Source organism: Kluyvera chengduensis (assembly GCF_044197065.1).
Classification (GTDB): Bacteria; Pseudomonadota; Gammaproteobacteria; order Enterobacterales; family Enterobacteriaceae; genus Kluyvera; species Kluyvera ascorbata_C.
On sequence record NZ_JBIQOI010000002.1, the window covers coordinates 261,587 to 288,257 of the forward strand.

At 54.8% G+C, this 26,671-nt stretch carries 23 protein-coding genes and 1 other annotated feature; of the genes, 10 read left to right on the top strand and 13 right to left on the bottom strand.

The features are described from left to right. Nucleotides 1-166: 166 nt before the first annotated feature. The 4 genes from ACH1XZ_RS06890 to topA all read right to left on the bottom strand — a co-directional run bounded on the left by ACH1XZ_RS06890 (nucleotide 167) and on the right by topA (nucleotide 4,542). A complete protein-coding gene (locus ACH1XZ_RS06890; protein WP_395594926.1) occupies nucleotides 167-334 on the bottom strand; it encodes a hypothetical protein in 168 nt (55 codons plus the stop codon). Between the two features lie 2 nt (nucleotides 335-336). Beyond that, a complete protein-coding gene (locus ACH1XZ_RS06895; protein ID WP_072011363.1) occupies nucleotides 337-453 on the bottom strand; it encodes a YmiA family putative membrane protein in 117 nt (38 codons plus the stop codon). 335 nt (nucleotides 454-788) lie between these two features. Further along, nucleotides 789-1,763 carry an HTH-type transcriptional regulator CysB gene (gene cysB / locus ACH1XZ_RS06900; protein ID WP_035892921.1) on the bottom strand — a complete coding sequence of 325 codons (975 nt, stop codon included), beginning with the start codon at nucleotides 1,761-1,763 and terminating at the stop codon, nucleotides 789-791. Nucleotides 1,764-1,944: 181 nt separating this feature from the next. After that, nucleotides 1,945-4,542, bottom strand: a complete 2,598-nt coding sequence (topA, locus tag ACH1XZ_RS06905) for a type I DNA topoisomerase (protein WP_395594927.1) — start codon at nucleotides 4,540-4,542, stop codon at nucleotides 1,945-1,947. A gap of 394 nt (nucleotides 4,543-4,936) precedes the next feature. On the opposite strand from topA, the gene ACH1XZ_RS06910 reads away from it, so the two are divergent. Further along, nucleotides 4,937-5,188, top strand: a complete 252-nt coding sequence (locus tag ACH1XZ_RS06910; RefSeq protein ID WP_333498400.1) for a YciN family protein — start codon at nucleotides 4,937-4,939, stop codon at nucleotides 5,186-5,188. Nucleotides 5,189-5,280: 92 nt separating this feature from the next. Here ACH1XZ_RS06910 and sohB read toward each other — a convergent pair whose 3' ends face one another. Continuing rightward, entirely contained in the window at nucleotides 5,281-6,327 is a 1,047-nt protein-coding gene (gene sohB, locus ACH1XZ_RS06915) for a protease SohB (RefSeq protein WP_395594928.1), read from the bottom strand. A 254-nt stretch (nucleotides 6,328-6,581) separates the two neighbouring features. On the opposite strand from sohB, the gene ACH1XZ_RS06920 reads away from it, so the two are divergent. Further along, nucleotides 6,582-7,343, top strand: coding sequence for a YciK family oxidoreductase (locus ACH1XZ_RS06920; protein ID WP_395594929.1), 762 nt, complete (start codon nucleotides 6,582-6,584; stop codon nucleotides 7,341-7,343). Then, nucleotides 7,340-7,930 (top strand): cob(I)yrinic acid a,c-diamide adenosyltransferase, encoded by a 591-nt coding sequence (gene cobO, locus ACH1XZ_RS06925; protein ID WP_395594930.1) that lies wholly within the window; start codon nucleotides 7,340-7,342, stop codon nucleotides 7,928-7,930. The genes ACH1XZ_RS06920 and cobO overlap by 4 nt, the downstream gene beginning before the upstream one ends. Here cobO and ACH1XZ_RS06930 read toward each other — a convergent pair. From ACH1XZ_RS06930 to rnm, 6 genes are all read right to left on the bottom strand, one after another. Next, on the bottom strand, nucleotides 7,902-8,876 hold the full coding sequence (locus ACH1XZ_RS06930) for a helix-turn-helix transcriptional regulator (protein WP_395594931.1): 975 nt from the start codon (nucleotides 8,874-8,876) through the stop codon (nucleotides 7,902-7,904). The two genes, cobO and ACH1XZ_RS06930, sit on opposite strands and share 29 nt — an antisense overlap. A gap of 23 nt (nucleotides 8,877-8,899) precedes the next feature. Continuing rightward, entirely contained in the window at nucleotides 8,900-11,251 is a 2,352-nt protein-coding gene (locus ACH1XZ_RS06935; RefSeq protein ID WP_395594932.1) for a beta-glucosidase, read from the bottom strand. Between the two features lie 18 nt (nucleotides 11,252-11,269). Further along, nucleotides 11,270-12,631 (bottom strand): MFS transporter, encoded by a 1,362-nt coding sequence (locus ACH1XZ_RS06940; RefSeq protein WP_395594933.1) that lies wholly within the window; start codon nucleotides 12,629-12,631, stop codon nucleotides 11,270-11,272. Between the two features lie 181 nt (nucleotides 12,632-12,812). Next, nucleotides 12,813-13,730, bottom strand: coding sequence for a 23S rRNA pseudouridine(2605) synthase RluB (gene rluB / locus ACH1XZ_RS06945; RefSeq protein ID WP_395594934.1), 918 nt, complete (start codon nucleotides 13,728-13,730; stop codon nucleotides 12,813-12,815). Between the two features lie 393 nt (nucleotides 13,731-14,123). After that, a complete protein-coding gene (locus ACH1XZ_RS06950) occupies nucleotides 14,124-14,744 on the bottom strand; it encodes an L-threonylcarbamoyladenylate synthase (RefSeq protein WP_395594935.1) in 621 nt (206 codons plus the stop codon). Continuing rightward, nucleotides 14,741-15,622 carry an RNase RNM gene (gene rnm / locus ACH1XZ_RS06955; RefSeq protein ID WP_395595565.1) on the bottom strand — a complete coding sequence of 294 codons (882 nt, stop codon included), beginning with the start codon at nucleotides 15,620-15,622 and terminating at the stop codon, nucleotides 14,741-14,743. Before rnm ends, ACH1XZ_RS06950 begins: the two co-directional genes overlap by 4 nt. Nucleotides 15,623-15,789: 167 nt before the next feature. Continuing rightward, nucleotides 15,790-15,882: a sequence feature (Trp leader region), on the top strand. Between the two features lie 34 nt (nucleotides 15,883-15,916). Here rnm and ACH1XZ_RS06960 point away from each other — a divergent pair. The 5 genes from ACH1XZ_RS06960 to trpA are packed head-to-tail and all read left to right on the top strand — an operon-like array spanning nucleotide 15,917 to nucleotide 22,448. Beyond that, nucleotides 15,917-17,479, top strand: coding sequence for an anthranilate synthase component 1 (locus ACH1XZ_RS06960; RefSeq protein WP_395594936.1), 1,563 nt, complete (start codon nucleotides 15,917-15,919; stop codon nucleotides 17,477-17,479). Then, the gene (gene trpD / locus ACH1XZ_RS06965) at nucleotides 17,479-19,074 is read left to right on the top strand and encodes a bifunctional anthranilate synthase glutamate amidotransferase component TrpG/anthranilate phosphoribosyltransferase TrpD (protein ID WP_395594937.1); all 1,596 of its coding nucleotides are present in this window, start codon (nucleotides 17,479-17,481) and stop codon (nucleotides 19,072-19,074) included. The genes ACH1XZ_RS06960 and trpD overlap by 1 nt, the downstream gene beginning before the upstream one ends. A gap of 3 nt (nucleotides 19,075-19,077) precedes the next feature. Next, entirely contained in the window at nucleotides 19,078-20,436 is a 1,359-nt protein-coding gene (gene trpCF / locus ACH1XZ_RS06970) for a bifunctional indole-3-glycerol-phosphate synthase TrpC/phosphoribosylanthranilate isomerase TrpF (RefSeq protein ID WP_395594938.1), read from the top strand. 9 nt (nucleotides 20,437-20,445) lie between these two features. After that, nucleotides 20,446-21,639, top strand: coding sequence for a tryptophan synthase subunit beta (trpB, locus tag ACH1XZ_RS06975; protein ID WP_395594939.1), 1,194 nt, complete (start codon nucleotides 20,446-20,448; stop codon nucleotides 21,637-21,639). Further along, nucleotides 21,639-22,448, top strand: coding sequence for a tryptophan synthase subunit alpha (gene trpA / locus ACH1XZ_RS06980; RefSeq protein WP_395594940.1), 810 nt, complete (start codon nucleotides 21,639-21,641; stop codon nucleotides 22,446-22,448). The genes trpB and trpA overlap by 1 nt, the downstream gene beginning before the upstream one ends. 32 nt (nucleotides 22,449-22,480) lie before the next feature. Here trpA and ACH1XZ_RS06985 read toward each other — a convergent pair whose 3' ends face one another. Beyond that, entirely contained in the window at nucleotides 22,481-22,936 is a 456-nt protein-coding gene (locus tag ACH1XZ_RS06985) for a MarR family winged helix-turn-helix transcriptional regulator (RefSeq protein WP_395594941.1), read from the bottom strand. A 75-nt stretch (nucleotides 22,937-23,011) separates the two neighbouring features. Here ACH1XZ_RS06985 and ACH1XZ_RS06990 point away from each other — a divergent pair, with 75 nt between their 5' ends. After that, entirely contained in the window at nucleotides 23,012-23,959 is a 948-nt protein-coding gene (locus tag ACH1XZ_RS06990; protein WP_395594942.1) for a quinone oxidoreductase family protein, read from the top strand. A 315-nt stretch (nucleotides 23,960-24,274) separates the two neighbouring features. Next, nucleotides 24,275-24,907: a LysE family translocator gene (locus tag ACH1XZ_RS06995; protein WP_395594943.1), complete on the top strand. Its 633-nt coding sequence runs from the start codon at nucleotides 24,275-24,277 to the stop codon at nucleotides 24,905-24,907. Between the two features lie 8 nt (nucleotides 24,908-24,915). Here the strand turns inward: ACH1XZ_RS06995 and ACH1XZ_RS07000 are convergent, their stop codons facing one another. Further along, nucleotides 24,916-26,439 carry an EAL domain-containing protein gene (locus tag ACH1XZ_RS07000; RefSeq protein WP_395594944.1) on the bottom strand — a complete coding sequence of 508 codons (1,524 nt, stop codon included), beginning with the start codon at nucleotides 26,437-26,439 and terminating at the stop codon, nucleotides 24,916-24,918. Nucleotides 26,440-26,671 lie beyond the last annotated feature (232 nt).

A 26,671-nucleotide genomic window follows, 5' to 3' on the forward strand; every position in this document is an offset into this window, starting at 1 on the left:
GTCTATATAAAAGATAACACATTCAGGGGATAACGCCGGGAAAGGGCTCAGATTGATAAATGCGATCAATAGGTTATTCAGGATAACCACCAACTGGAATTAATAGCAGGGAAAGGATTTATTTCGTATGAGGGAGGTAAAACGAAAGTGATAAATAACCATGTGGTTACTGTTTCTTATTCTCATCTTGATTGAAAAGATCGATAAATTCTTTTTGGTCGCGTGTCAGTTTCCATTCATCAGGAACGTTGACCTTATTATTTTTGTCATCTTGCGGTTTTTTTTCTACCGGAACGGGAGGCGTCGCCGGCTTGACGCGTTCAGACGTAAGCATAGCTAGCCCCAGAATTTCCAAACCAGCAGCGCCAGCGCTACCCAGAACAGCGCAGACCCGAGGAATACGCTCAGCCATGCTTTACGTTTCACGCGAGTTTCGTTCTTTTCTGACACCATTACCGCCCTCTCACAATCGATATTACTTATCATTTTCGCACCAATCAATTGTTACAACTAATCATCGTTGAGATAAATCCTAAGTAAATTTTAAGCAAAAATCCAGAGGTTTTACGAATATTACAGTGAGATTAATTTAATCTTTTGAGCTCAAAGAGATATTTGAGAGGAGAAATTTGCCTAACGTTAAATTTATTTCTACTTTTGCTACATCATTAGTAATAGAAACAATTCTTAATCAAAGATGGGGCTAACAGAGAGGGGAAAAGCCATTTGTTCCGGGAGGATATAAGCTATCCGCCTCTTCACCGTAGAGGCGGATAATTAAATCAGGACTATTTTTCCGGCAGCTTAATATCTTTAAACATGGCTTCAATGTCTTCATTCGAGCGCAGCGCCACGGCGGTGTCGACCACATCGCGCGTCAAATGTGGGGCAAATCGCTGAATAAAATCATACATATAGCTACGCAAGAAGGTGCTGCGACGGAAGCCGATTTTAGTCGTGCTGTGGCTGAAAATACCGTCGGCGTCCAGCTTAACCAGATCCGGGTCAGAAATAGGATCGACGGCCATGCTGGCAATCACCCCTACCCCTAAGCCCAATCGTACGTAGGTTTTAATGACATCGGCGTCGGTCGCGGTAAAGACAATACGTGGCGTCAAGCCCGCGCGGTTAAACGCAGTATCCAACTCCGAACGGCCAGTAAAGCCAAAGGTGTAAGTCACCAGCGGGTACTGCGCTAATTCTTCAATGGTGACGGACGTTTTCGATGCCAGCGGATGCTCCGGCGTCACGACAATCGAACGGTTCCAGTGGTAGCAAGGCAGCATCACCAAATCGTCATAGAGGTGCAGCGCTTCGGTCGCGATAGCAAAGTCCGCGTTACCTTTGGAGACCGCTTCTGCAATTTGCGTTGGCGAACCTTGATGCATATGCAGTGAAACACGCGGGTAGCGTTCGATAAAACCCTTGATGACACCGGGCAGCGCGTAACGCGCCTGCGTATGCGTCGTCGCAACGTACAATGAGCCTTTATCCGGCCAGGTATGCTCACCGGCAACAGACTTAATCGCATCGACTTTTGACAGCACTTCACGAGCAATACGGATGATTTCCTGGCCTGCTGGCGTCACCTGCGTCAGATGTTTGCCGCTGCGGGCAAAAATCTGGATCCCCAGCTCATCCTCGAGCATTCTGACCTGCTTACTGATACCAGGCTGCGAAGTATACAAACCTTCGGCGGTCGAGGAGACGTTAAGATTGTGGTTCACCACCTCAACGATGTAGCGGAGTTGCTGTAATTTCATGCGGTTGTATCCAGTCTACGCTCAGGAATCGGTCATAAAGACGATTTAATCATAAGAAATGCATTGGCTATAACCACTATATCATTTATAGCAAGTGTGTATAGATGGAAACAAAAAATAATAACGAGGTTATAAAAAAGGGCCGCAATTGCGGCCCTTTATGACTTCATAGTAAAAAACGCTACTTTTTCGCTTCAACCCATTTACCGTCAACGAAGAACGCTGACCAGCCGGTTGCCTTGCCATCTTTCTCGGAAGCAACATACTGCTGTTTGGTTTTACGGCTGAAACGCACCATCGTTTTGTTACCCGCCGGGTCCTGCTGCGGCGCATCGGCCAGATAACGCAGTTTTTCCGGCAGACGGTCACGGAAGCGGAACAGCTCTTCAACCAGCGGCGCGCGGGTTTCACGCGATTTCGGGAAGGTGTTGGCTGCCAGGAATACCCCAGCCGCGCCATCACGCAGTACGAAATAGGCGTCAGACTTCTCGCACGGCAGTTCCGGCAACGGCACCGGATCTTCCTTCGGCGGAGCCACTTCACCGCTACGCAGGATCTTACGCGTGTTCTTACATTCGTCGTTGGTACAGGCCATGTACTTACCAAAACGCCCCATTTTCAGGTGCATTTCAGAACCACATTTTTCACACTCAACGATTGGGCCGTCATAGCCCTTGATGCGGAACTCGCCCTCTTCAATCTCGTAGCCGTCGCAGGTCGGGTTGTTACCACAAACGTGCAGCTTGCGTTTCGGATCGATAAGGTAGCTGTCCATCGCCGTGCCGCACTTCTGGCAGCGACGTTTAGCACGCAGCGCGTTGGTTTCCGCGTCATCGCCTTCCAGTACGTTCAGTACTTCGTTTTCCGGTACCAGGTTAATGGTGGTTTTGCAGCGTTCTTTTGGCGACAGCGCATAGCCGGAACAGCCAAGGAACACGCCGGTGCTGGCGGTACGGATACCCATTTTGCGACCGCAGGTCGGGCAATCGATACTGGTCAACACCATCTCGTTCGGCTGCATGCCGCCCTCTTCTGGCGGTTTCTCAGCCGTTTCGAGCTGCTTGGTGAAATCACCAAAGAACAGATCCAGTACCTGCTTCCACTCGGCTTCGTGGTTTGCCACGCGGTCGAGGTGGTCTTCCATCTGCGCGGTAAAGTCGTAGTTCATCAGCTCGCGGAAGTTCGCTTCCAGACGATCGGTGACGATCTCGCCCATTTTTTCCGCATAGAAACGACGGTTTTCGGTACGCACATAGCCACGGTCCTGAATGGTCGAGATGATCGACGCATAGGTGGACGGGCGACCGATGCCGCGTTTTTCCAGATCTTTAACCAGCGAAGCTTCGCTAAAGCGTGCAGGCGGTTTGGTGAAGTGCTGCGCCGGGGTCAGTTCAACCAGGCTCAGTTTATCGCCCTGGTTAACCATCGGCAGCGTGCGGTCTTCATCGCCTTTACGCAGCGCCGGCATCACTTTGGTCCAACCATCAAAGCGCAGAGTACGACCACGCGCTTTGAGTTTGAAATCGCCCGCTTTCACGGTCAGCGTAGTGGAGTCGTACTGCGCTGGCGTCATCTGACAGGCTACGAACTGGCGCCAGATCAACTGATACAGTTTCTGCGCGTCTGCTTCCATATCTTTCAGCGCTTCTGCCTGAACGGAAACATCGGAAGGACGAATCGCTTCGTGCGCTTCCTGCGAGTTTTCTTTGCTGGTGTACTGGTTCGGGTTCTCCGGCAGGTATTTTTTGCCGAAGTTATCGCCGATATAGTCGCGAACCATGCTCACCGCGTCCTGACTCAGGTTAGTGGAGTCGGTACGCATGTAGGTGATGTAGCCCGCTTCATACAGACGCTGCGCCATCATCATGGTTTTCTTCACGCCAAAGCCCAGACGGGTACTGGCCGCCTGCTGCAGCGTGGAGGTAATAAACGGCGCGCCCGGCTTGCTGCTGGTCGGCTTATCTTCACGTTCCAGTACGCTGTAGCTGGCTTTTTCCAGCAGGCTGACCGCAGCCATGGTTTCGTCACGGTTAACCGGACGGAACGGCTTGTCACCCTGATGGGTCACTTCCAGCGGCAGGGCATCGCCGCCCGGCGTGGTGGTGCTGGCGTCAATTTCCCAGAACTCTTCCGGCACAAACGCTTTAATTTCACGTTCGCGTTCAACGACCAGACGTACCGCTACGGACTGGACGCGACCGGCGGATAAACCGCGGGCAATCTTTTTCCACAGCAGCGGCGAGACCATATACCCCACCACGCGGTCCATAAAGCGGCGCGCCTGCTGAGCGTTAACACGGTCAATATTCAGCTCGCCCGGCTTTTCGAACGCCTGACGAATCGCATTTTTCGTAATTTCGTTAAACACCACGCGGCTATAGCGTGATTCATCACCACCGATCACTTCCCGCAGGTGCCATGCAATGGCCTCCCCTTCGCGGTCAAGGTCAGTTGCGAGATAGATGTGGTCGGCTTTTTCCGCCAACTGTTTGAGTTCCGATACTACCTTTTCTTTGCCTGGCAGCACTTCGTAGTGTGCCGCCCAGTCATGCCATGGGTCGACACCCATGCGGTTAACCAGCGCGCCTCGTTCATCCTTTTTAGGCTTTTTGGCCGTTTTGGTGGAGGTAGAGTCAGCGCTCTTTTTGGCGGCTGAGCCACTTGTCGGCAAATCGCGGATATGACCGACGCTGGACTTAACCACGTAGTCATTACCCAGATACTTATTGATCGTTTTGGCTTTTGCCGGGGACTCAACGATAACGAGAGCTTTACCCATATTCACCTTACCTAATTTGATTCTTCCAGGAATACATCGCACATGTTCCACGTTCCACTGGCGACAAGCCTTGTATGTTGCGGCAATACCAATGGATATCAACCCTTTACCGACTGACTTTTGAGACATGCAGTCAGGTGGCTGAGTTTACAGACTTTTTTTCGTCAGGGTCTATAGCACGAAGAATATTTGGTCGAATGTCAAGCAAATCTGTTGCCAGATCGCCGAAAGCGTCACACTGTACCTGATAAAATTCGTTACGCAACTTTATTAGCATGCAATCACCAATCATGCCAACTCTGCGGTAAAATGCTTGTCCCTGGTAAACGTCGGGAATATTTGCCCGAAGACGGCGCCCGGCGTAGACTAGCGCAGGAATTTTGAGGAGTTGAATATGTCAAATAATAGCCAACCTATCGATCGTCAGACACTGCTTATTGAAGCAAACCGCCTCATTCGTGAGCATGAAGATACCATGGCGGGTATTGAAGCCACCGGCGTAGAACAGCGCAACGGCGTGCTGGTTTTCAGCGGTGAATTTTACCTGGATGAACAGGGCCTGCCGACGCCGAAAAGCACGGCGGTGTTTAATATGTTCAAGTATCTCGCCCACCAGCTGTCTGAAAAGTATCACCTGGTTGACTGAGCGTAGGGCTATCGCCTGAGCCGTCAGATATAGCCCGGTAAATCTGATTTACCGGGCTATAAATAGAAAGGAAAAGAATAGAAAGGAAACGGTTACAGCAGCGGTTTCTGCCCGCGCTGCCACCAGCGCATCATCAGCTTATCGGCGCTTTCTGCCGCACTGCCGGTAAAACGGTCCATCATTTTTTTACGCTGCGTGTAACGCACGCTAATGACGTCTCGGTTTTCCATCAGCCCCAACAGCAGTTCATCGCTGGTGCCGACTTCATCGACCAGTCCTTTTTCCTGCGCCTGTGTGCCGTACCAATGCTCACCGGTAGCAACCTGTTCAATGTCCAGCGACGGGCGCATTGCTTTCACGAAATCTTTAAAAAGATGATGCGTCTCGTTCAGCTCTTCACGGAATTTCTGACGCCCTTCTTCGGTGTTTTCACCCAGCAGCGTCAGCGTACGTTTGTACTGGCCCGCGGTGTGCAACTCAACGTCGATATCTTTATTTTTCAAAAAACGGTTCAGGTTCGGGATCTGCGCGACCACGCCGATCGAGCCAAGAATCGCGAACGGTGCCGCGACAATTTTGTTGGCCACACAGGCCATCATGTAGCCGCCGCTGGCCGCCACTTTATCTACCGCTACCGTCAGCGGGATCTGCTTATCGCGGATACGCTGCAGCTGCGATGCCGCTAGACCATAGCCATGCACGACGCCGCCAGGGCTTTCCAGACGCACGACGACCTGATCCTGCGGGGTTGCAACGGTCAGCACGGCGGTAATCTCTTCGCGCAGGGAGGAGACTTCATGAGCATCCATACTGCCTTTAAAGTCGATAACCCAGACGCGTGGTTTGCTTGCAACCTGAGTGTCACCCTGCTTCGCTTTGGCTTTGGCCGCTTTCGCTTCCAGCTTCAGCTTTTTCTTTTGCGCCTTATGCCAGAGCTTTTGCTGCGGCGCGTCGAGCAGCGACACGGCTAAATCTTCCTGCATATCTTTGTGCTGTTCGCTTAAATTGGTGATTCGCAGTTCACCGCGCTGGCGTTTACGCTGCGTTATATTGACAATCAGCACCGCAATCACGGCAATGGCAACGACTACAGTGACGATTTTCGCCAGAAAAAGACCATATTGAAAAAGTAATTCCACACATCCACCTTGTACAAAAATCACAGAATCTACCGCCCAGTGTACAACACCGCGTTCACTACGTCTCGAATGCAGTATCAGGCCTCGAGGCACATTCCAGATTACTTTTTTGCCAATGAAATCATTGCAAATTGTTAATTATTGGTTGTCTCTCCTGCTCGCTGATTGAAATAGCGTGAAGATTCAGGCATAAAGCCCAAAAACCATGAAAAAGTACAAAAAATATGGCGGACGAATGCCATAGAGGAGTCATCGTGCACTATCAACCCCAGCTCGATTTGTTGCAAAACCGTATCATTCTGGTCACCGGGGCCAGCGATGGTATTGGAAGGGAAGCGGCAATCACCTACGCCCGTTACGGTGCCAGCGTTATTTTGCTCGGCCGGAACGATGAAAAACTGCGCGCGGTTGCGCAGGAGATAGACCACGCAGGCCTGCGCCCCGCCCGCTGGTTTACCCTCGACCTGCTCACCTGTACGCCACAGGAATGCCAGCAGGTGGCTCAGCAGGTTAGCCTGCACTATCCGCATCTTGACGGCGTGCTGCATAACGCCGGGCTTCTCGGTGATGTGGTGCCGATGGACCAGCAGGACCCCGACGTCTGGCAGCAGGTGATGCAGGTCAACGTCAACGGCACCTTTATGCTCACTCAAGCGTTGCTGCCGCTGCTGCTGAAAGCAGAATCCGGCTCGCTGGTCTTTACCTCGTCTAGCGTCGGGCACGAGGGGCGCGCCAACTGGGGTGCCTATGCGGTATCGAAGTTTGCCACCGAAGGGATGATGCAGGTACTGGCCGACGAGTATAAGAATCGCCATCTGCGCGTAAACTGTATTAACCCAGGCGGTACCCGCACCGGCATGCGTGCCAGCGCCTTCCCAACGGAAGATCCGCAGAAGCTGAAAACGCCTGCCGATATTATGCCGCTCTACCTGTGGTTGATGGGCGATGATAGCCGCCGTAAAACCGGAATGACTTTTGATGCCCAACCAGGGCGTAAACCAGGGATCGCACAATGAGTGATGAACGTTATCGTGAACGTCAGCAGCGCGTAAAAGAGCGCGTTGCCGCCCGCGTCGCCGCGGCTCAGGATACCCGCGGTATTGTGATTGTGTTTACCGGCAACGGTAAGGGTAAGACTACCGCCGCCTTTGGCACCGCTACCCGCGCGGTCGGCCACGGCCATAACGTTGGGGTGATCCAGTTTATTAAAGGCACCTGGCCTAACGGCGAGCGTAACCTGCTCGAACCACTCGGCGTCGAATTTCAGGTGATGGCCACCGGTTTTACCTGGGACACCCAGAATCGGGAGAGCGATACGGAAGCTTGCCTTGCCGTTTGGGAGCATGCGAAGCGAATGCTGGCCGACGACACGCTGGATATGGTGGTGCTGGATGAGCTGACCTACATGGTGGCGTACGACTATCTGCCGTTAGAAGCGGTATTAACCGCGCTGAAAAACCGTCCGCATCATCAGACGGTGATTATTACTGGTCGCGGCTGTCACCGGGATATTCTTGAGTACGCCGACACGGTCAGCGAACTGCGTCCGGTCAAGCATGCGTTTGAAGCGGGAATTAAGGCGCAGATTGGGATCGATTACTAAGCACAAGCCTGTCGAGCAGCGCCCGATTGAGCGGCAGGCATAAGCAGTCTTCCCCTTGCGCCAGCGCGACCTCCGTCAGGTTCTGACGTGAAATAAAGCGCTTACGGTACTCCGTAGGCGTCAGCCCGCAGTACTTATTAAAAGCGGCAATCAGCAGCTTATGCTCAGGGAAACCGCAGCTGTGGCTGATTTCGGTAATCGGCGTTCGCGTGTCGCGCAGCAGATTGCGGGCTTTATTGAGTCTCACCAGCGTCAGATACTCTTTAAAATTATGCCGGCTGACCTTTTTAAATAACCGCGAAAACCATGAATAGCTCATGCCGCTATGCTCAGCGACGTCGCTTAGCGTTAACGGCTGATCGAAGTGCTGATTAATATACTCAATCCCTTCTTTAATCATCGCCTCTTCACGTATCGTACTTTCTGCCAGCTCAATCGTCTGCCCGGCGGCGACCAGCGCATCCAGCAATAAGTAAATCGCTGCAAAACGCTGAAATGGCGCATGGTTGTCGATAATGTGTTCCAGTAACGCCATCAGCCGTTCAAAGACGGCGTGGTCAGCCTCCGTCATGGCATGTTTATGGGTACGCCACTCCAGCCGCGGTGCGGGGTGCAAATCATCAAAAAGCCCGGGAGAAAACTGCACCGTCACCAGTTGACTGCCCTCCTCCTCCGCGCTCAGTTCGTGCACCTCTTCAGCATTGATATACAACATCTCGCCCTGCTGGAGGACTACGTTCTGCTGGCCAACGGTCAGAGAGAAGCGCCCATTCAGTACCGTAATCAGTTCCGGCGCCGGATGCCAGTGCGGCTCACAATAGCGAACCTCAGCGGCAAACACGTTCAGTTTTTCTGCGTCGAAGGCAATCAGCTCATAGCCGCTGTTTGCCGTCTGCCGTCCGGTTTGCGTGGCCGGATGGGGATGAGTCACTGAAAATGGAAACACGCATTCTCTCCTGTAGTTAGCCGTTATTCAGGCTCAGCCAGCACCGCGTTTAGTTCATCACGCTCGATATCCAGCGCGAGGAATTCCGTCAGCGCGATAAGCAGACCGCAGAACAGATCCGGCGCCAGGCGAATCAGTTTCTCCCGAACCTCCTCAGGGGGAAGCTGACTCTTCCCGGCAATCAACTGCACGACACGGGCAAAGGCGGCAGGCTGCTGGATCAACTGCTGTAAGGAGTTATCGTCACGCAGCGGAACATAACGCGCGGGGCAGTCAACCTCAAACCGGGCATTCAACGGCAGACTGCGAGACGAGCCGCCCACATGCACCTGCCAGACGCCTGGCGTAATCACCCAGTCAGCAAGGCCAGGATGATAGCAGGCAAGTTCGGCTATCGGTAGTTGCAGGCTAACACGGCGCGTTTCCCCTGCAGCCAGGGAGATTTTATCAAAACCTTTCAACGCGCGGACTTCACGGATAAGTTCGCCCTCAGGCGCAGAAACATACAGCTGGACCACTTCTTTACCATCACAATCACCGACGTTACTGACATCAAAGGAGACCGTCAGCGTATCATCCGCACCGGCATGCTCCGACGACAACGCCAGATTCTCGTAGGCGAACTGGGTGTAACTCAAGCCGAATCCAAACGGGAACAGCGGCGTCAGACGACGCTTATCATAGTAACGATAGCCAACGAATAGCCCTTCACCGTAGTGGTGACGCAGGTTTTCACCCGGGTAATTCAGCCAGGCCGGCGTCTCTTCCAGCGTGTTTGGTACGGTGACCGTCAGCTTGCCGCTAGGATTACGCTTGCCGAACAGAATTTCCGCTACCGCGCGTCCCATACCCTGGCCTGCGAAGAAGGTCTCTAGCAGGGCCTTACACTCAACGAGCCACGGCATCACGACTGCGTCACTGTTTGCCAGCACCACCACCACGTTTGGCTGTACGGAGGCAACCTCACGAATGAGTTGTTCATGTACCGCCAGAATATTCAGGTCGTGACGATCGCCATTTTCACCGTCCTCGCCAACGGCAGTGCTGACAAACACCACTGCGACATCAGCATCCTGGGCGACAGCTTTAGCCTGAGCCAGCGCCGCTTCATCACTCGTCATATCGTCCGGTGCACCAATCGCCCAGGTCACGCTGAAGTCCTCGCCCGCAAGGTCGAAAATCTCGTCCAGCGGACGGTCGAGGAGATACGGTACCGTGGTCGCACAGCCAGAGCCTTGGATAACCGGCTCCTGCGCCGGTTTGCCCAGCACGGCGATACGCGGCGTTTTTTCCGGACGCAGCGGCAGAATATGGTCGTCATTTTTCAGCAGAACAATAGACTCTGCCGCCAATTGCTGTGAAAGTGCGTGATGTGCGGAGAAGTCTGCTTTAGCATTCGGTCGACGGTTACGCTGCACTTTATCCAGCAGTTCCAGCATACGCAGACAGGAACGGTCAACCACATCCATAGGAATATCGCCCGCGTTAATGGCCGCCAGCAACGTCTGTTTATCACGGCGCGTTTCCGGCATCGCCAGATCGTTCCCCGCCAGCAGTGAGGCTGGGCGATCCTTAATTCCGTACCAGTCCGACATCACCAGTCCGTCGTAGCCCCATTCGTCACGCAGCACCTGCGTCAACAGGAACGGGTCCTGCGAAGTCTGCACGCCGTTCAGGCGGTTATAGGAGGACATCACCGTCCACGGCTGCGATTTAGCAATCGCCCGCTGGAATCCGGCCAGATAGATTTCGCGCAGCGCACGCTCTTCAATAATGGAGTCCATTTCGGTGCGGCGGTATTCCGAGTTGTTGGCCGCAAAGTGCTTCAGGCTGGCGCCCACGCCTTCATCCTGTAAGCCATTGATAAGCGCCGCAGCAATATCGCCGCTCACCACCGGGTCTTCGGCGTAATATTCGTAGCCGCGGCCCGCCAACGGCGTGCGGCGGATGTTAATGCCAGGCCCGAGTAAAATCCCGACGCCCATATGCTGACATTCGCGCCCCAGCGCCTGGCCCATCTGATAAACAAGGTCAATATCCCAGCTACAGGCAAGGCTTGAGCCGTTTGGGAAACAGGTGGCTGGCAGCGAGGCGCTAAATAGCGCTTCACTGCCCCCTTTCGCCGCCGGTTCTTCAGCATTCGCCCGGTCAGCAGTTTGGGTGATCACGGAGATAAAATCATCCATGCTCCACTTTTCATTGCCGTCAATCTGCGCGCTGCTGTAACGCACGCCGTAAGTGCCGTCGGTCATGACAATATCGTCAATGCCGTGCTGCGGCAGACTCGCGGTGCGCCACAGGCCGCTACCGGTCAGCAAGGCCACTTTTTCTTCTGCGTTCATTGTCGCAATAAGCGTTTTAAAATCACGATTCATTTCTCTGGCTCCCTGAGGTTAAAGCGCGTTTTGCTTACGCAGGCTGATTTTCTGCACGATGTCGCGGTAGGTCTTTTCGTCCAACGAATAGCTGGCAACGAAGATGGCGCTAATCGCAAACATGGTGCCTGGGAACAGCGTCATCAGAATGTTGATACCGCTTAGCGCGTCGGCGCTAATATTAGCGGCATCATAGTGGTAATAATCCAGCATCCACCCGGCGCAGCCGCCACCGATGGCCATCGCTATTTTGGTAATAAAGTTGAAGAAACCGTAAATTGCACCTTCGGTACGTACGCCGTGGTGCCACTCGGCATATTCCACGGTGTCGGCGATCATCGACCACATGGCGACAAAACCCATCCCCAGCGTAATACTGAACAGGCATACCCCGGTCATAATCAGCCAGATATTATTACCGGCAATGAAATACTGCATCAGCACGCCGAGCACGCCAATCAACAGCGCCACCAGCGCCATTTTCTTTTTCCCCATTACAGCAATGACTTTTTCAGAAATAACCGTTCCCAAAATATAAGCGGCCGACTGAATCATAAAGAACGAGGCGGTAAAACCTTCATTGCCGATGATGTACTTAATAAAGTAAATGGCGATCGCCATCCACACGGTGTAGGCGATATAAAAGAAAACGGTAAATAACGACAGGTTAATCAGCGGCGCATTGCCCACCACCGCGCGGAACATCTCACGCAGCGTCGGCGCAGGCGTATCTTCCTCTTCCCCCACGCGCTCTTTGGTCATGCCAAAGCAAGCCAGGAATAAGAACGTCGCCAGCAGCGCAAAGCAGGAGACTGCAAAGACGTAGCCCAACTGTTTGTCATCAAACGGCGAAATCAGAATATCGGCAGTGGTAGAGACAATCAGGTAGCCGACAATCGCCATCACGAAGCGGTAAACGGATAGCGACGAGCGCGAGGCCTCGTGCTGGGTTAAACGGTTAGTCAGCGCCGAGTACGGTGTATTGACCGCGGTGTACGCCAGGCAGTAGATGGTATAGGAACAGAGCGCAAACCAGAACTTAGCCTCGCCGCCAAACGGCAGGAAACACAGCACGGTTAACAGCCCCAGCGGCACCGAGCCGTATAATAACCACGGACGCAGCTTGCCGTAACGGCTGTGGGTTTTATCAATCGCGAAGCCAATCAGGATATTAAAAATCGCGTCTACAACTCGTGCAATAACAAAGATCAGGCTCGCCTGAACTGCGCTAATACCGTAGATGTTGGTATAGAAGAATAATAAAAAGAGTGAAACAAAACCGAAGGATAAATTTGAGGCAAAGTCACCGAAACCATAGCCAATTTTTTCTTTAACGCCGATAACCACATAGCTTGCCGAGAGTTTTTTTGTTGTATCCATTTCGGGCTACCTGTTTAAGTAATCTGTGGCAACAGTATATGGCGAGGGTTATTTTATCACTTTGCGTTCTTTGTCCGGGGAATTCCTGTTTTTTGTCTTTATAAAGAAGTGTGAATGGCATCACAGGAGAAGATAAACGCGGGGAAAGCATTCCGGCGGGAGCCCGCCGGAATGGACGTCATCAGCCTTTCGGGTTATTACGCGTGCTGGAACGACGGTTATTATTGTTGTTGCCGGTATTACCGCCGGTGGTCGTATGACGCTTCACGGCGCGACGAATCTGATTCGCCTTCATGCGACGACGGTCTTTTTCTACCGCCACTTTCGAGGAGGTTTCCGCCGGCAGTTCTACCAGCTCACGCAGGTAGTTGGTCTGCGCCAGATCCAGCTCGGTATAGCCACCGCGCGGCAGGCCTTTCGGCAGCGGGATGTCGCCGTAGCGAACGCGAATAAGACGGCTCACCTGCACGCCTACCGCTTCCCACAGACGACGAACCTCACGGTTACGGCCTTCGGTCAGGGTCACGTTGTACCACTGGTTGATACCCTCACCGCCGCTGAATTTGATGGTTTTGAACGCCGCTGGACCATCTTCCAGCTGTACGCCGCGGGACAGCTGACGCACTTTCGTGTCGTCCACTTCACCGAATACGCGCACCGCGTATTCACGTTCAACTTCACGGCTCGGGTGCATCAGGCGGTTTGCCAGCTCACCGTCGGTGGTGAACAGCAGCAGGCCGCAGGTATTCACGTCCAGACGCCCCACGGCAATCCAGCGCGCGCCACGCAGTTTCGGCAAACGGTCGAATACGGTTGGGCGACCTTCTGGGTCGTTACGGGTACACAGCTCGCCTTCCGGCTTGTAGTACGCCAGTACGCGGCAGATTTGTTCTACGGATTCTTTGACGGAGATAAGGTGGCCGTCGATACGAATTTTGAGACCAGGGATCACTTCAACGCGATCGCCCAGTTTGGCGATTTTGCCGTCTACGCTCACGCGGCCCGCTTGAATAATCGTTTCAATTTCACGACGGGAGCCGTGGCCAGCGCGTGCCAGCACTTTTTGCAGTTTTTCGCTTTTATCGCTTGTATCGCTCATGGAGCTTCCTTCCGGTGTCGCCTTCACAGGCGTCTTAGAGACTTCATTAGCAGCACGGGAACTCGACACCGGGCTGCATAAGGAGGCAGGCAGCGGCGTTTTTTGCGACGCAGGCTCCCCACCCAAAATGGTGACCGCACATACTACACGAATTTTAGGAGAAAAGGGCAGCTTGTTCCTGCCCTTTTATTTCACTTTATTGGCCTTCACGGCGAAAAGAAGTCTGATGACACGATAAAAAACTCAATCTTCTGCTTCATTTCAAACCACGTCTCCCCACCGGCTGAACCCACCTGCTAGCGGGAAAGCGAAAGCACAGCAATGGATACTGGAGCAAATAAGTGAGCTTGAATAGAAGAAGCACCCGGCGAAGGCATCGCCGGGTGAGGAGGATCAGAGGAACGGTTTTACGTCGCCGACGCCTTCACGCAGCACGACCGGGGAATCCTCAGTCAGATCGATAACGGTGGTGGGCTGTTGGCCGAGGTAGCCGCCGTGGATGATCAGATCCACCAGCTTCTCCAGACGATCTTTAATCTCTTCCGGGTCGGATTCGGTGAAATCACTGCCCGGCAGCATCAGGGAAGTCGACAACATCGGCTCACCTAAGGTTTCCAACAGCGCCTGAGCAATCGGGTTTGACGGTACGCGCATCCCGATGGTTTTACGCTTCTCCTGCAACAGACGACGCGGCACTTCTTTGGTGCCCTTCAGGATGAAGGTGTAGTTGCCCGGCGTGTTGTTTTTGATTAAGCGAAACGCCACGTTATCGACATAGGAATAGGTCGACAGCTCGGACAGGTCGCGGCACATCAGCGTAAAGTTGTGGCCGTCCGGTAAATGACGGATGCGGCAAATTCGCTCCATCGCGCCTTTGTCTTCAATTTTGCAGCCCAGCGCATAGCCGGAGTCGGTTGGGTAGACGATGACGCCGCCCTTACGCACAATCTCGACCGCCTGGTTAATCAGGCGCGCCTGCGGGTTATCCGGATGGATATAAAAAAACTGACTCATGCTTCCCTCTCAGTTGAATTCTGTGGCTGTTCCCAGCGCTGCCAGACACCCTCTACGCCTGCGGGTAACCACAGTTTACGGCCCAGTTCTATCCACGGGCAGGGCTGATGGAAATCCGACCCTTGTGACGCCAGTAAACCGTAATCGCGGGCATAGGTGGCAAGCTGAGCGCGCTCGTGAGGCGCTTGCTGACACTGGGCAACTTCCATCGCGTCGCCGCCGTGTTCACTAAAGTGTGCCAGCAGTCTTTTCAGCCACTTGGCGGACAAATCGTACCGCCCCGGATGGGCTAATACCGCAACCCCACCCGAATGATGAATGACATCAATAGCTTCCTTTATTGTACACCACTGTGGCGGAACGTATCCGGTTTTCCCGCGGGCGAGGTACTTTTTAAACACGTCGCCAATATTATTCGCTTTACCCTGTTCGACGAGGAATCGCGCAAAGTGCGCACGCGTTACCGCCCCACCCTCGGCGTACTTCTGCGCCGCTTCCCAGGCTCCGGGAATATGCGCTTTTTCCAGCCGCTCGGCGATCATCACCCCACGCTGCTCACGGCGCGTTATCTGCGCGCTTAAAAACGCGGTGAGCGCCGGGTTGGCAATATCAATATTCAGGCCGACGATATGAATCTCGTGATTTTCCCACAGGGTCGAGATTTCTACGCCGCTAATCAGCGTCAGCGGCAAACCGGCGCGAGCGATTTCCGCTCGTGCGGCAGGAATGGCAGCGACAGAATCATGGTCAGTGATCGCCAGCGTGCCTACGCGGTTTTCTAGCGCACGATGCACCAACGCTTCCGGCGTCAGTCGGCCGTCGGAGGCAACCGTGTGGCTATGCAGGTCATAAATGATGGCGTACTCGTTGTCGCTCAAAACAGCTCCCATTGGACTACCTATAAGGATTCGCGGCCTATCATAACGGCATTGCGTGAAATTCTAAAATCAGGGGTTGACTTTGCCCCCTCGAACTAGTTAACTAGTACGCAAGTTCACTTAGTAGAAGGTATCTAAAAATGATGCGTAAAATCATTGCTCTGCACGGCGGTTGGTGGCGTACTTCCCAGTAGGGCGGAGTCATCACGTCTGCATTATGCAAACAGATACCCGGCCCGCCAATGCGCGGGCTTTTTATTAAGTAAAAATCATTCAGAACAGGCGAGAACAACGATGCAAACACAAAAACCTATGCTCGAGCTTCTGACCAGCGATGCGATTTACCGTGAGAATCCGACCGCGCTGTTCCATCAGCTGTGCGGTGCACGCCCGGCGACGCTGCTGCTTGAATCAGCCGACATTGATAGCAAGAACGATTTAAAAAGCCTGCTGCTGGTCGATAGCGCACTGCGCATCACCGCGCTGGGCGATACCGTGACCATTCAGGCGCTATCCGATAACGGCGCTTCCCTGCTGCCGCTGCTTGACGCCGCGCTGCCAGCGGGTGTGGAAAACAAGCGCCAGCCAACCTGCCGCGTGCTGCGTTTCCCGGCGGTGAGTACGCTGCTGGATGAAGATGCTCGCCTGTGTTCGCTGTCGGTGTTCGACGCCTTCCGCCTGTTACAAGAGCTGGTGAACGTGCCGCAAAACGAACGTGAAGCGATGTTCTTCGGCGGCCTGTTTGCCTATGACCTGGTCGCCGGCTTCGAAGACCTGCCGCAGCTTGAAAGCGACACCAGTTGCCCGGACTACTGCTTCTATCTGGCCGAAACGCTGCTGGTGATTGACCATCAGACCAAGAACACCCGCATTCAGGCAAGCCTGTTTACGCCATCCGAATCCGAGAAAGACCGCCTGCTGCAACGCATCGCGCAGGTTCGTCAGCAGTTGAACGAACCGCCATCAGCGCTGCCGGTGCATGAAATCAGCACCATGCGCTGCGAAACCAACCAAAGCGACGAAGAATACGGCGATGTGGTGCGTAAGATGCAAAAAGCAATTCGCGCCGGGGAAATTTTCCAGGTGGTGCCATCCCGCCGCTTCTCGCTGCCGTGCCCTTCTCCGCTCGCCGCTTACGACGTGCTGAAAAAGAGCAACCCAAGCCCGTACATGTTCTTTATGCAGGACAACGATTTCACCTTGTTCGGTGCGTCACCGGAAAGCTCGCTGAAATATGACGCCACCAACCGTCAGATTGAGATCTACCCGATTGCCGGTACCCGCCCACGCGGCCGCCGCGCCGACGGTTCGCTGGACCGCGACCTCGACAGCCGCATTGAGCTGGAGATGCGTACCGACCACAAAGAGCTTTCCGAGCATCTGATGCTGGTTGATCTGGCGCGTAACGACCTCGCACGTATCTGTACGCCGGGCAGCCGCTACGTCGCAGACCTGACCAAAGTTGACCGCTACTCGTTCGTTATGCACCTCGTCTCCCGCGTGGTTGGCGAACTGCGTGAAGACCTCGACGTGCTGCACGCCTACCGCGCCTGCATGAACATGGGCACCCTGAGCGGCGCGCCAAAAGTGCGCGCCATGCAGCTGATTGCAGCCGCAGAAGGTAAACGTCGCGGCAGCTACGGTGGTGCGGTGGGCTACTTTACCGCCCACGGCGACCTTGATACCTGCATCGTTATCCGCTCCGCCTTCGTTGAAAACGGCATTGCCACCGTGCAGGCGGGCGCGGGAGTGGTACTCGACTCCGTTCCGCAGTCTGAAGCCGACGAAACCCGTAATAAAGCTCGTGCGGTTCTGCGCGCCATCGCCACCGCTCATCATGCACAGGAGATTTTCTGATGGCTGACATTCTGCTGCTCGATAACATCGATTCATTTACCTACAACCTGGCAGATCAGCTGCGCGCAAACGGCCACAACGTGGTGATTTACCGTAACCACGTGCCGGCACAGACCTTAATTGACCGACTGGGCACCATGGATAACCCGGTACTGATGCTCTCCCCAGGCCCCGGCGCACCGTCAGAAGCAGGCTGTATGCCGGAGCTACTGACCCGCATGCGCGGTAAGCTGCCGATTATCGGTATCTGCCTTGGCCATCAGGCGATTGTTGAAGCCTACGGCGGCTACGTCGGTCAGGCGGGTGAGATCCTGCACGGCAAAGCGTCCAGCATTGAACACGACGGCCAGGCGATGTTCGCCGGTTTAACCAACCCGCTGCCGGTGGCGCGCTACCACTCGCTGGTCGGCAGTAACATTCCGGCCGGTTTAACCATCAACGCCCATTTCAACGGCATGGTGATGGCGGTACGTCATGACGCGGATCGCGTCTGCGGCTTCCAGTTCCACCCGGAATCTATCCTCACCACCCAGGGCGCTCGCCTGCTGGAGCAGACGCTGGCATGGGCGCTGCAGAAGCTGGAGCAAAGCAACACCCTGCAGCCGATTCTGGAAAAACTTTATCAGGCCGAAACCCTGACGCAGCAAGAGAGCCATCAGCTGTTTTCTGCCGTGGTGCGCGGTGAAGTGAAGCCGGAGCAACTGGCCGCTGCGCTGGTGAGCATGAAAATTCGCGGCGAAAGCCCGAATGAGATTGCCGGTGCCGCCACCGCCCTACTGGAAAACGCCGCGCCGTTCCCGCGCCCTGATTACCCGTTTGCCGATATCGTCGGCACCGGCGGCGACGGCAGCAACAGCATCAACATCTCTACCGCCAGCGCCTTCGTTGCCGCAGCGTGTGGGCTGAAGGTCGCCAAGCACGGCAACCGCAGCGTCTCCAGTAAGTCTGGCTCTTCCGACCTGCTGGCCGCCTTCGGCATCAATCTTGATATGAACGCCGACAAATCACGTCAGGCGCTGGATGAACTGGGCGTGTGCTTCCTGTTCGCACCGAAGTATCACACCGGTTTCCGCCACGCGATGCCGGTTCGCCAGCAGTTGAAAACCCGCACGCTGTTTAACGTGCTGGGGCCGTTGATTAACCCGGCGCACCCGCCGCTGGCGCTGATTGGCGTTTACAGCCCGGAACTGGTGCTGCCGATTGCCGAAACCCTGCGCGTTCTGGGCTATCAGCGTGCGGCGGTGGTTCATAGCGGCGGTATGGATGAAGTTTCGCTGCACGCGCCAACGGTGGTTGCCGAGCTGAATAACGGCGAAATTAAGAGCTATCAACTGACCGCCGATGACTTTGGCCTCAAGCCTTATCATCAGGCCGAACTGGCTGGCGGCACGCCGGAAGAAAACCGTGACATTCTGACGCGCTTGCTACAAGGTAAAGGTGAAGCGGCCCATGAGTCCGCGGTGGCGGTTAACGTCGCCATGCTGATGCGCCTGTACGGTCACGAAGACCTGAAAGCCAACGTACAACAAGTGCTGGATGTTCTGCACAGTGGTGCAGCCTACGACCGCGTCACCGCATTAGCGGCAAGAGGATAAGAAATGCAGACCGTATTAGCAAAAATCGTTGCCGATAAAGCGATTTGGGTAGAAGCCCGCAAACAACAACAACCGTTAGCCTCGTTCCAGAATGACGTACAGCCAGCCCAGCGCAGCTTCTATGATGCGCTGCGCGGCACCCGCACCGCCTTTATTCTGGAGTGCAAAAAAGCCTCTCCGTCGAAAGGGGTGATCCGCGATGATTTCGACCCGGCGCGCATTGCTAACGTCTATAAGCACTACGCCTCAGCGATTTCCGTGCTGACCGATGAAAAGTATTTCCAGGGCAGCTTCGACTTCCTGCCTATCGTTAGCGGCATCGCGCCGCAGCCGATTCTGTGCAAAGACTTTATCATCGACGCCTATCAGATTTACCTGGCGCGTTTCTACCAGGCCGATGCTTGCCTGCTGATGCTCTCCGTGCTGGACGATGAGCAGTATCGTCAACTGGCGGCGGTGGCACACAGCCTGAACATGGGCGTGCTGACCGAAGTCAGCAATGAAGAAGAGCTGGAACGTGCCATTGCGCTAAAAGCCAAAGTCGTCGGCATTAACAACCGCGACCTGCGCGACCTCTCCATCGACCTCAACCGCACGCGCCAACTGGCACCGCGTCTGGGCCACGATGTTACGGTCATCAGCGAATCTGGCATTAACACCAACGCCCAGGTGCGCGAGCTGGCGCACTTCGCTAACGGCTTCCTGATTGGCTCGGCGATGATGTCTCATGACGACCTCAATGCCGCCGTACGCCGTGTGCTGCTTGGCGAGAACAAAGTTTGTGGGCTAACGCGTCCGCAGGATGCCCAGGCCGCTTACGAAGCTGGGGCCATCTACGGTGGTCTGATTTTTGTCCCAACGTCACCTCGTGCAGTGAGCGAAGACCAGGCGCGCGAAGTTGTCAACGCGGCACCGCTCTCCTACGTTGGCGTGTTCCGTAATACGCCCGCGGCGGATGTTGTTGCGCGTGCTACTGAGCTTGAGCTCGCCGCCGTTCAGCTTCACGGAGACGAAGATCAGGCCTATATCGACGTCCTGCGCGCCGAACTGCCCGCTAGCGTACAAATCTGGAAAGCGCTGAGTGTCGCTAACACATTGCCTGCGCGCGACCTGAATCACGTCGATAAATACGTTTTCGACAATGGTCAGGGCGGCTCCGGGCAGCGTTTCGACTGGGCACTGTTACAAGGTCAGGATCTGAGTAATGTGATTCTGGCCGGTGGTTTGAGCGCAGATAACTGCGTAATCGCCGCCAAAAGCGGCTGCGTCGGACTGGATTTCAATTCAGGCGTAGAGTTACAACCGGGCATTAAAGATGCCAGCAAACTGGCCTCGGCATTTCAAACGCTGCGCGCATATTAAGGAGCAATAATGAGCACTTTACTGAACCCCTATTTTGGTGAATTTGGCGGGATGTACGTTCCGCAGATCCTGATGCCTGCCCTGCGCCAGCTAGAAGAGGCTTTCGTCAGCGCCCAGAAAGACCCGGCGTTTCAGGCAGAGTTTACCGACCTGCTGAAAAACTACGCCGGTCGCCCAACGGCGCTGACCAAGTGTCGTAACCTGACGGCAGGTACCAAAACCACGCTGTACCTCAAGCGTGAAGATTTACTCCACGGCGGCGCGCACAAAACCAACCAGGTGTTGGGCCAGGCGCTGCTGGCAAAACGCATGGGTAAAACCGAAATCATCGCCGAAACCGGCGCCGGTCAACACGGCGTGGCGTCTGCGCTTGCCTGCGCTCTGCTCGGCCTGAAATGCCGCATCTATATGGGCGCGAAAGATATCGAACGTCAGTCGCCGAACGTGTTCCGTATGCGCCTGATGGGCGCGGAAGTTATCGCGGTACACAGCGGTTCCGCTACCCTGAAAGATGCCTGTAACGAAGCGCTGCGCGACTGGTCTGGTAGCTACGAAACCGCGCACTATATGCTCGGCACCGCGGCGGGCCCACACCCGTTCCCGACCATCGTGCGTGAATTCCAGCGCATGATTGGTGAAGAGACCAAAGTGCAGATCCGCGAAAAAGAAGGTCGTCTGCCGGATGCGGTTATTGCCTGCGTCGGCGGCGGTTCTAACGCCATCGGCATGTTCGCCGACTTTATCGAAGAAACCAGCGTCGGCCTGATTGGGGTTGAGCCTGCCGGCCACGGTATCGAAACCGGCGAACACGGCGCACCGCTGAAGCACGGTCGTGTAGGTATCTACTTCGGCATGAAATCGCCGATGATGCAGACCGATGAAGGCCAGATTGAAGAGTCTTACTCTATTTCTGCCGGTCTGGACTTCCCGTCCGTCGGGCCTCAGCATGCCTTCCTGAACAGCATCGGTCGCGCTGAATACGTGTCGATTACCGATAACGAAGCGCTGGACGCTTTCAAAGAACTCAGCCGTCACGAAGGGATTATCCCAGCGCTGGAATCTTCCCACGCCCTGGCGCATGCGCTGAAAATGATGCGTGAAAATCCAGAAAAAGAGCAGTTGCTGGTCGTCAACCTGTCCGGTCGCGGCGACAAAGACATCTTTACCGTACACGATATTCTGAAAGCGCGAGGGGAAATCTGATGGAACGCTATGACAACCTGTTTTCTCAACTGAAGGCCCGCAAGGAAGGCGCGTTTGTTCCCTTCGTCACCCTGGGCGACCCGAACCCGGGGCAGTCGTTGAAGATTATCGACACGCTGATTGCCGCCGGTGCCGACGCGCTGGAGCTGGGGATCCCGTTCTCCGACCCTCTAGCGGATGGCCCAACCATCCAGAACGCGACTCTGCGTGCCTTTGCTTCCGGCGTTACGCCGACCCAGTGCTTTGAGATGCTGGCGGCCATTCGTCAGAAGCACCCGACGATTCCGATTGGCCTGCTGATGTACGCCAACCTGGTCTTCAACCGCGGTATCGATGAATTCTACGCCGAGTGCGCGCGCGTCGGTGTTGATTCCGTGTTGGTTGCCGACGTGCCGGTAGAAGAGTCCGCGCCGTTCCGTCAGGCGGCAATGCGCCACAACGTCGCGCCTATCTTCATCTGTCCGCCGAACGCCGACGATGAACTGCTGCGCCAGATTGCCGAGCACGGCCGGGGTTACACCTACCTGCTCTCTCGTGCAGGCGTGACCGGTACCGAAACTCGCGCCGCGCTGCCGTTGCACCATCTGGTGGAAAAACTGGCCGAGTACAACGCAGCACCGCCGCTGCAGGGCTTTGGGATTTCTGCGCCGGATCAGGTAACCGCGAGTATCGAAGCGGGCGCTGCTGGGGCTATCTCGGGTTCCGCGATTGTCAAAATCATTGAACGCAACGTCGAGAAGCCACAGGTCATGCTCGACGAGCTGTCAGACTTTGTGAAAAGCATGAAAGCGGCGACCAAAACCGCGTAATGCCTCAGGCCGCCTGGCGCTCGTCAGGCGGCTTATTGCTGCTGTAAGCTGTCAGCGTATTTGCGCGTCAGCGTAAACAACGCCTGTACCTCGTCCGGCGACCAGTTCGCCAGCACCTGATTCATCAATTTCTGCCGCGCCTGCGCAATCTGCGCAAAAATCGCCTGTCCCTGTTCGCTCAACGTCACTTCGCTAATTCGCCTATCGTTCGCGTTCGGCTGCTTGTGTGCCAGCCCCTGCGCTTCCAGCTTTTTTACCTGACGGCTGACGGTGGTGTAATCCCGCCCAAGGTTATCCGCCAACTCCACCACGCCTATCGGCCCACGGCGGCCAATCGCCACGAGCAGCGGAAACAGCAGTTGTTCCAGTTGAACGCCAGCCACCTGTAACAGCTGCTCATCGCGGGCGGGCTGGTTCATCACACCGATGATATCCAGCAGCGCGCCGTGGAACGCCGTGATGTCATAATTATTATGTGCATGTTGCATATATTATCCAGCCGAGTATAGTGCCGTTATCTGAAATGTGCATTTTACACATAAATACTCTATGGAGACAAAATTATGAAAGCTGCCGTGGTCTTTGACCTCGCCCAGGGCCCCGTATGGGCCGATTTTAATGAACCGCAGGTCGGTGAACAGCAAACGTTAATTAGCGTGCGCGCCGCCGCGATTAGCCATGTTGTTAAGAGTCGCGCGTCGGGAAAGCACTACAGTTTTGACGGCACGCTGCCGTTTGTCGTTGGTATCGACGGCACCGGCACGCTTCCTACCGGCGAGCGGGTCTATTTTGCCTTTCCTGCGTCCCCGTGGGGGAGTATGGCGCAATACGCGCCCGTTACCCGCCAGAACTGCTTTGCGCTACCGGATGGCTTAGACGATGTGACCGCCGCCGCGATGGCGAACCCGGGAATGTCCGCGTGGGCAGCGTTGGTTAAACGCGCAAAATTTAAGGCTGGTGAAACCGTGCTGGTTAACGGCGCGACCGGCAGCGCGGGACAACTTGCGGTGCAGATTGCACGCTACCTTGGCGCTGAAAAGGTGATTGCTACCGGACGCAATGCCAGTGCGCTTGCCGCGTTAAACGCCGATGCCACCATTCTGATCACCGACGATGACACCACCCTCAGCGCTGAGTTTGCGCTTCAGGCCAGTCAGGGCATTGACGTGGTTGTCGATTATCTTTGGGGGCATAGCGCCGAGCTGATGCTGCCTGCGCTCGCTAAATACGGTCCTGGCGATGCGCCGATTCGCTATGTGCAGGTTGGGTCGCTTGCTGGAAACGATATTGCGCTTAACAGCGCGGTACTCCGCTCTGCCCCATTACAGCTGATGGGCAGCGGTATTGGCAGCCTGTCGATGCCACAGCTTTTACAGGCAACCGGAGAAATGTTGCATGTCGCTGTTGCCGGTGGTTTTACCATCGCCACCACCCCTGTTCCCCTGCGTAATGTCACCTCCGCGTGGTCGCAGGACAACAGCCAGAAGCGAACCGTTTTCACCCTCGATTAAAAAAAATCGCTTTCACACAAAAGATAGGGTTGATATCTTAAATGAGAAATATTATCTTTCTCATTACCGAATAGTTGAGCAAATCACTCAGGTATTCGGTACGACATTGCTCACATTGCTTCCAGTATTTTTGCCCGCATTCAATGCGGGCTTTTTTTTGGCCGCGTGCAGGTCCCAGGGTCGGCGTAAACGTACGCGTAATATGTAGCCCGGCCAAACGAAGCGCCTTCGGGAACAGATCCCTACCAACAATTGCCTCGCCCGTATTCATCAGACATCGTAGTATAAAAACTCCTCCCCCCGCTGGAGTTATCCATGTCAGAGTCCCACAACATTCTCGCCTTCGCCCTCGTGTCACTCGGGATGGCGCTTACCCCCGGCCCGAATATGATCTACCTGATTTCACGTTCCATTTCGCAGGGGCGTGCAGCGGGTCTGGTCTCGCTCGGCGGCGTAGCGCTCGGCTTTATCTTCTATATGGTCAGCGCCGCCTTTGGCTTAACCGCGCTGATGATGGCAGTACCCTACGCCTATGATGCGCTGCGGATTGCTGGCGTGCTTTACCTACTGTGGATGGCCTGGCAGTCGGTACGCCCCGGCGGGCGTTCACCCTTCCAGCTAAAAGAGTTGCCTAAGCACAGCCCGCGCAAGCTATTTCTGATGGGCTTTCTGACCAATCTGCTCAACCCCAAAATCGCTATCGTCTACCTTTCATTGCTGCCGCAGTTTATCAACCCCGCCAGCGGGAGCGTGCTGACACAATCGCTGATGCTGGGTATGACGCAGATTGTGATAAGCGTATCGATTAACGCGCTGGTCGCGATTTCAGCGGGCACCATTGCGCTATTTCTGGTGCAACGCCCATCGTTCGGCATCATTCAGCGCTGGTTGATGGGCGGCGTATTAACAGGGCTGGCGATTAAGATTGCCACCGAATCCCGCCGTTAGCGGTCACGCTATTCGACCAGGACTCTCACCTTCGGTTTCGACAGCAGAATTTTGACCAGCTCAGGCAGGGATACGGGTTTGAAAAAGTAGTATCCCTGCATATAGGTGATGTTATTGCGGCTCAGGTAATCGACCTGCTCCTGCGTCTCGACCCCTTCGGCAACGATGCTGATTGAGAGTTTACGCGCCAGTTCGAGCACGGAATCCAGAATCAGCGTCGAGTCCTCATAGGCGTTTACCCGGCCGACAAAGCTCTGATCAATTTTGATATAGTCAATGTGCAGGTCATGCAGATAAGAGAGCCCAGAATAGCCGGTGCCGAAATCATCCAGCGCTATAGCGAAGCCGTTTTCATGCAGCACGTTCAGTGTCTGAATCAGATGCTCATCGACATGCAGCGGCTCACGCTCCGTGACTTCAATGACCAGATTGAGATCACCGCGGGTATAACTCGTCTTGTACGCCAGGCACTCGTCCACAAAACTCGGTGCCACAATATGCGATGCGCTAAAGTTAATCCCGATGTGAAACCCTTCCGGTAACTTGCTCTCAATAGCATTCATATGCGCCGCGACCTGTGCCATCAGGCTGCGGGTTAGCGGCACAATCAGGCCCGATTTTTCAGCGGCGGGAATAAAAACCGAGGGAGAAATAAAGCCTGCTTTGGGATGCTTCCAGCGAGCCAGCACCTCGACACCGCGTAGCGTGCCTTCCCGACCATTTACGATAGGCTGGTAGTAGGGCACGATTTCCCCTTTGGCAATCGCTTTGCGTAGCGTCTCTTCCGGCGTCGTGCTTTTATTAAGGTATTGATACAGCGCATAGGCAGCAGCACCAGAGAGCAGTAACAGGAAAATCAGAACCCCGCCCCCTTGATGCATCAGCCGTTCGGCGCTGAACAGTACGGGGAGATTGTACTGAATACCAAAAGGATAGCTTTTCGCGCTCACCATGCTGTGGCCGGGCGGCGTCACCGGCAAAGGACGGATATCGCCGTACAGGCCCATCACTTGTTTATCGACCACCAGTGAATAATTCGCATCGCGAAGCGGCGTATTCAGTACGTCACGAATGTGCCGGTCGCTAATGGTGATGATAATCCGTTTTCCGGCAAAACGGTGCTGGAATATAAGCACCGGGCGATCGTCAACCGCGTTCGCCTTTGACAGTAACAGCAGCGAACTCTCCGGGATCTGCGCCACATGCAGCAGCAGTATATGGTTGCCCGGCAATGAGGAGCACCACACTCTACCGTCGTTAAAGATAACTAATGTTCGTAGATGCGGCTGTAGCGCCGCTTCAGTGCCCAACTGATACTGGCCCTGAGCATCACATCCTTTGGCGATGACCTCCTCCGCCACCCGACTGGCCTCCTGTGCTTCATTCAGCATGGTGGCAATATTCCTCACCGCGTAGCGTGCCCCAGCCAAACGTTCTGAACGTAACGAATACCAGAGCTGGGCATTGAGAATAAAAATACCGGAGATCAGCAAAAGCGCCGCGGCAACGGCGGGAATGAGGATATTGCGCATTAACGCTACCTGGCTATAAGTGCGTGCGGCGACGCGATAGTTTTACATCTTGATCATGGTCGAAAATGTCCAGAAATGCCATACGGGTTGTGACCTGAATGAAAAATGTCGCGATTGCCTATAGAACTCATCACTTTCTACGCTAATGATTAATTTTAAAACTATTTTTCTACCGCCGTGGGCGGCATTTTACCTATTAAAGACACATGTCTATTTTTGACAATAATCAAAT

What these genes read in the sequence shown, in the direction of transcription:
- ACH1XZ_RS06890 (WP_395594926.1), bottom strand. Translation starts at nt 334, where the DNA reads ATGCTTACGTCTGAACGCGTCAAGCCGGCGACGCCTCCCGTTCCGGTA.
- ACH1XZ_RS06895 (WP_072011363.1), bottom strand. Translation starts at nt 453, where the DNA reads ATGGTGTCAGAAAAGAACGAAACTCGCGTGAAACGTAAAGCATGGCTG.
- cysB (WP_035892921.1), bottom strand. Translation starts at nt 1,763, where the DNA reads ATGAAATTACAGCAACTCCGCTACATCGTTGAGGTGGTGAACCACAAT.
- topA (WP_395594927.1), bottom strand. Translation starts at nt 4,542, where the DNA reads ATGGGTAAAGCTCTCGTTATCGTTGAGTCCCCGGCAAAAGCCAAAACG.
- ACH1XZ_RS06910 (WP_333498400.1), top strand. Translation starts at nt 4,937, where the DNA reads ATGTCAAATAATAGCCAACCTATCGATCGTCAGACACTGCTTATTGAA.
- cobO (WP_395594930.1), top strand. Translation starts at nt 7,340, where the DNA reads ATGAGTGATGAACGTTATCGTGAACGTCAGCAGCGCGTAAAAGAGCGC.
- ACH1XZ_RS06935 (WP_395594932.1), bottom strand. Translation starts at nt 11,251, where the DNA reads ATGAATCGTGATTTTAAAACGCTTATTGCGACAATGAACGCAGAAGAA.
- ACH1XZ_RS06940 (WP_395594933.1), bottom strand. Translation starts at nt 12,631, where the DNA reads ATGGATACAACAAAAAAACTCTCGGCAAGCTATGTGGTTATCGGCGTT.
- rluB (WP_395594934.1), bottom strand. Translation starts at nt 13,730, where the DNA reads ATGAGCGATACAAGCGATAAAAGCGAAAAACTGCAAAAAGTGCTGGCA.
- ACH1XZ_RS06950 (WP_395594935.1), bottom strand. Translation starts at nt 14,744, where the DNA reads ATGAGTCAGTTTTTTTATATCCATCCGGATAACCCGCAGGCGCGCCTG.
- ACH1XZ_RS06960 (WP_395594936.1), top strand. Translation starts at nt 15,917, where the DNA reads ATGCAAACACAAAAACCTATGCTCGAGCTTCTGACCAGCGATGCGATT.
- trpD (WP_395594937.1), top strand. Translation starts at nt 17,479, where the DNA reads ATGGCTGACATTCTGCTGCTCGATAACATCGATTCATTTACCTACAAC.
- trpCF (WP_395594938.1), top strand. Translation starts at nt 19,078, where the DNA reads ATGCAGACCGTATTAGCAAAAATCGTTGCCGATAAAGCGATTTGGGTA.
- trpB (WP_395594939.1), top strand. Translation starts at nt 20,446, where the DNA reads ATGAGCACTTTACTGAACCCCTATTTTGGTGAATTTGGCGGGATGTAC.
- trpA (WP_395594940.1), top strand. Translation starts at nt 21,639, where the DNA reads ATGGAACGCTATGACAACCTGTTTTCTCAACTGAAGGCCCGCAAGGAA.
- ACH1XZ_RS06985 (WP_395594941.1), bottom strand. Translation starts at nt 22,936, where the DNA reads ATGCAACATGCACATAATAATTATGACATCACGGCGTTCCACGGCGCG.
- ACH1XZ_RS06990 (WP_395594942.1), top strand. Translation starts at nt 23,012, where the DNA reads ATGAAAGCTGCCGTGGTCTTTGACCTCGCCCAGGGCCCCGTATGGGCC.
- ACH1XZ_RS06995 (WP_395594943.1), top strand. Translation starts at nt 24,275, where the DNA reads ATGTCAGAGTCCCACAACATTCTCGCCTTCGCCCTCGTGTCACTCGGG.
- ACH1XZ_RS07000 (WP_395594944.1), bottom strand. Translation starts at nt 26,439, where the DNA reads ATGCGCAATATCCTCATTCCCGCCGTTGCCGCGGCGCTTTTGCTGATC.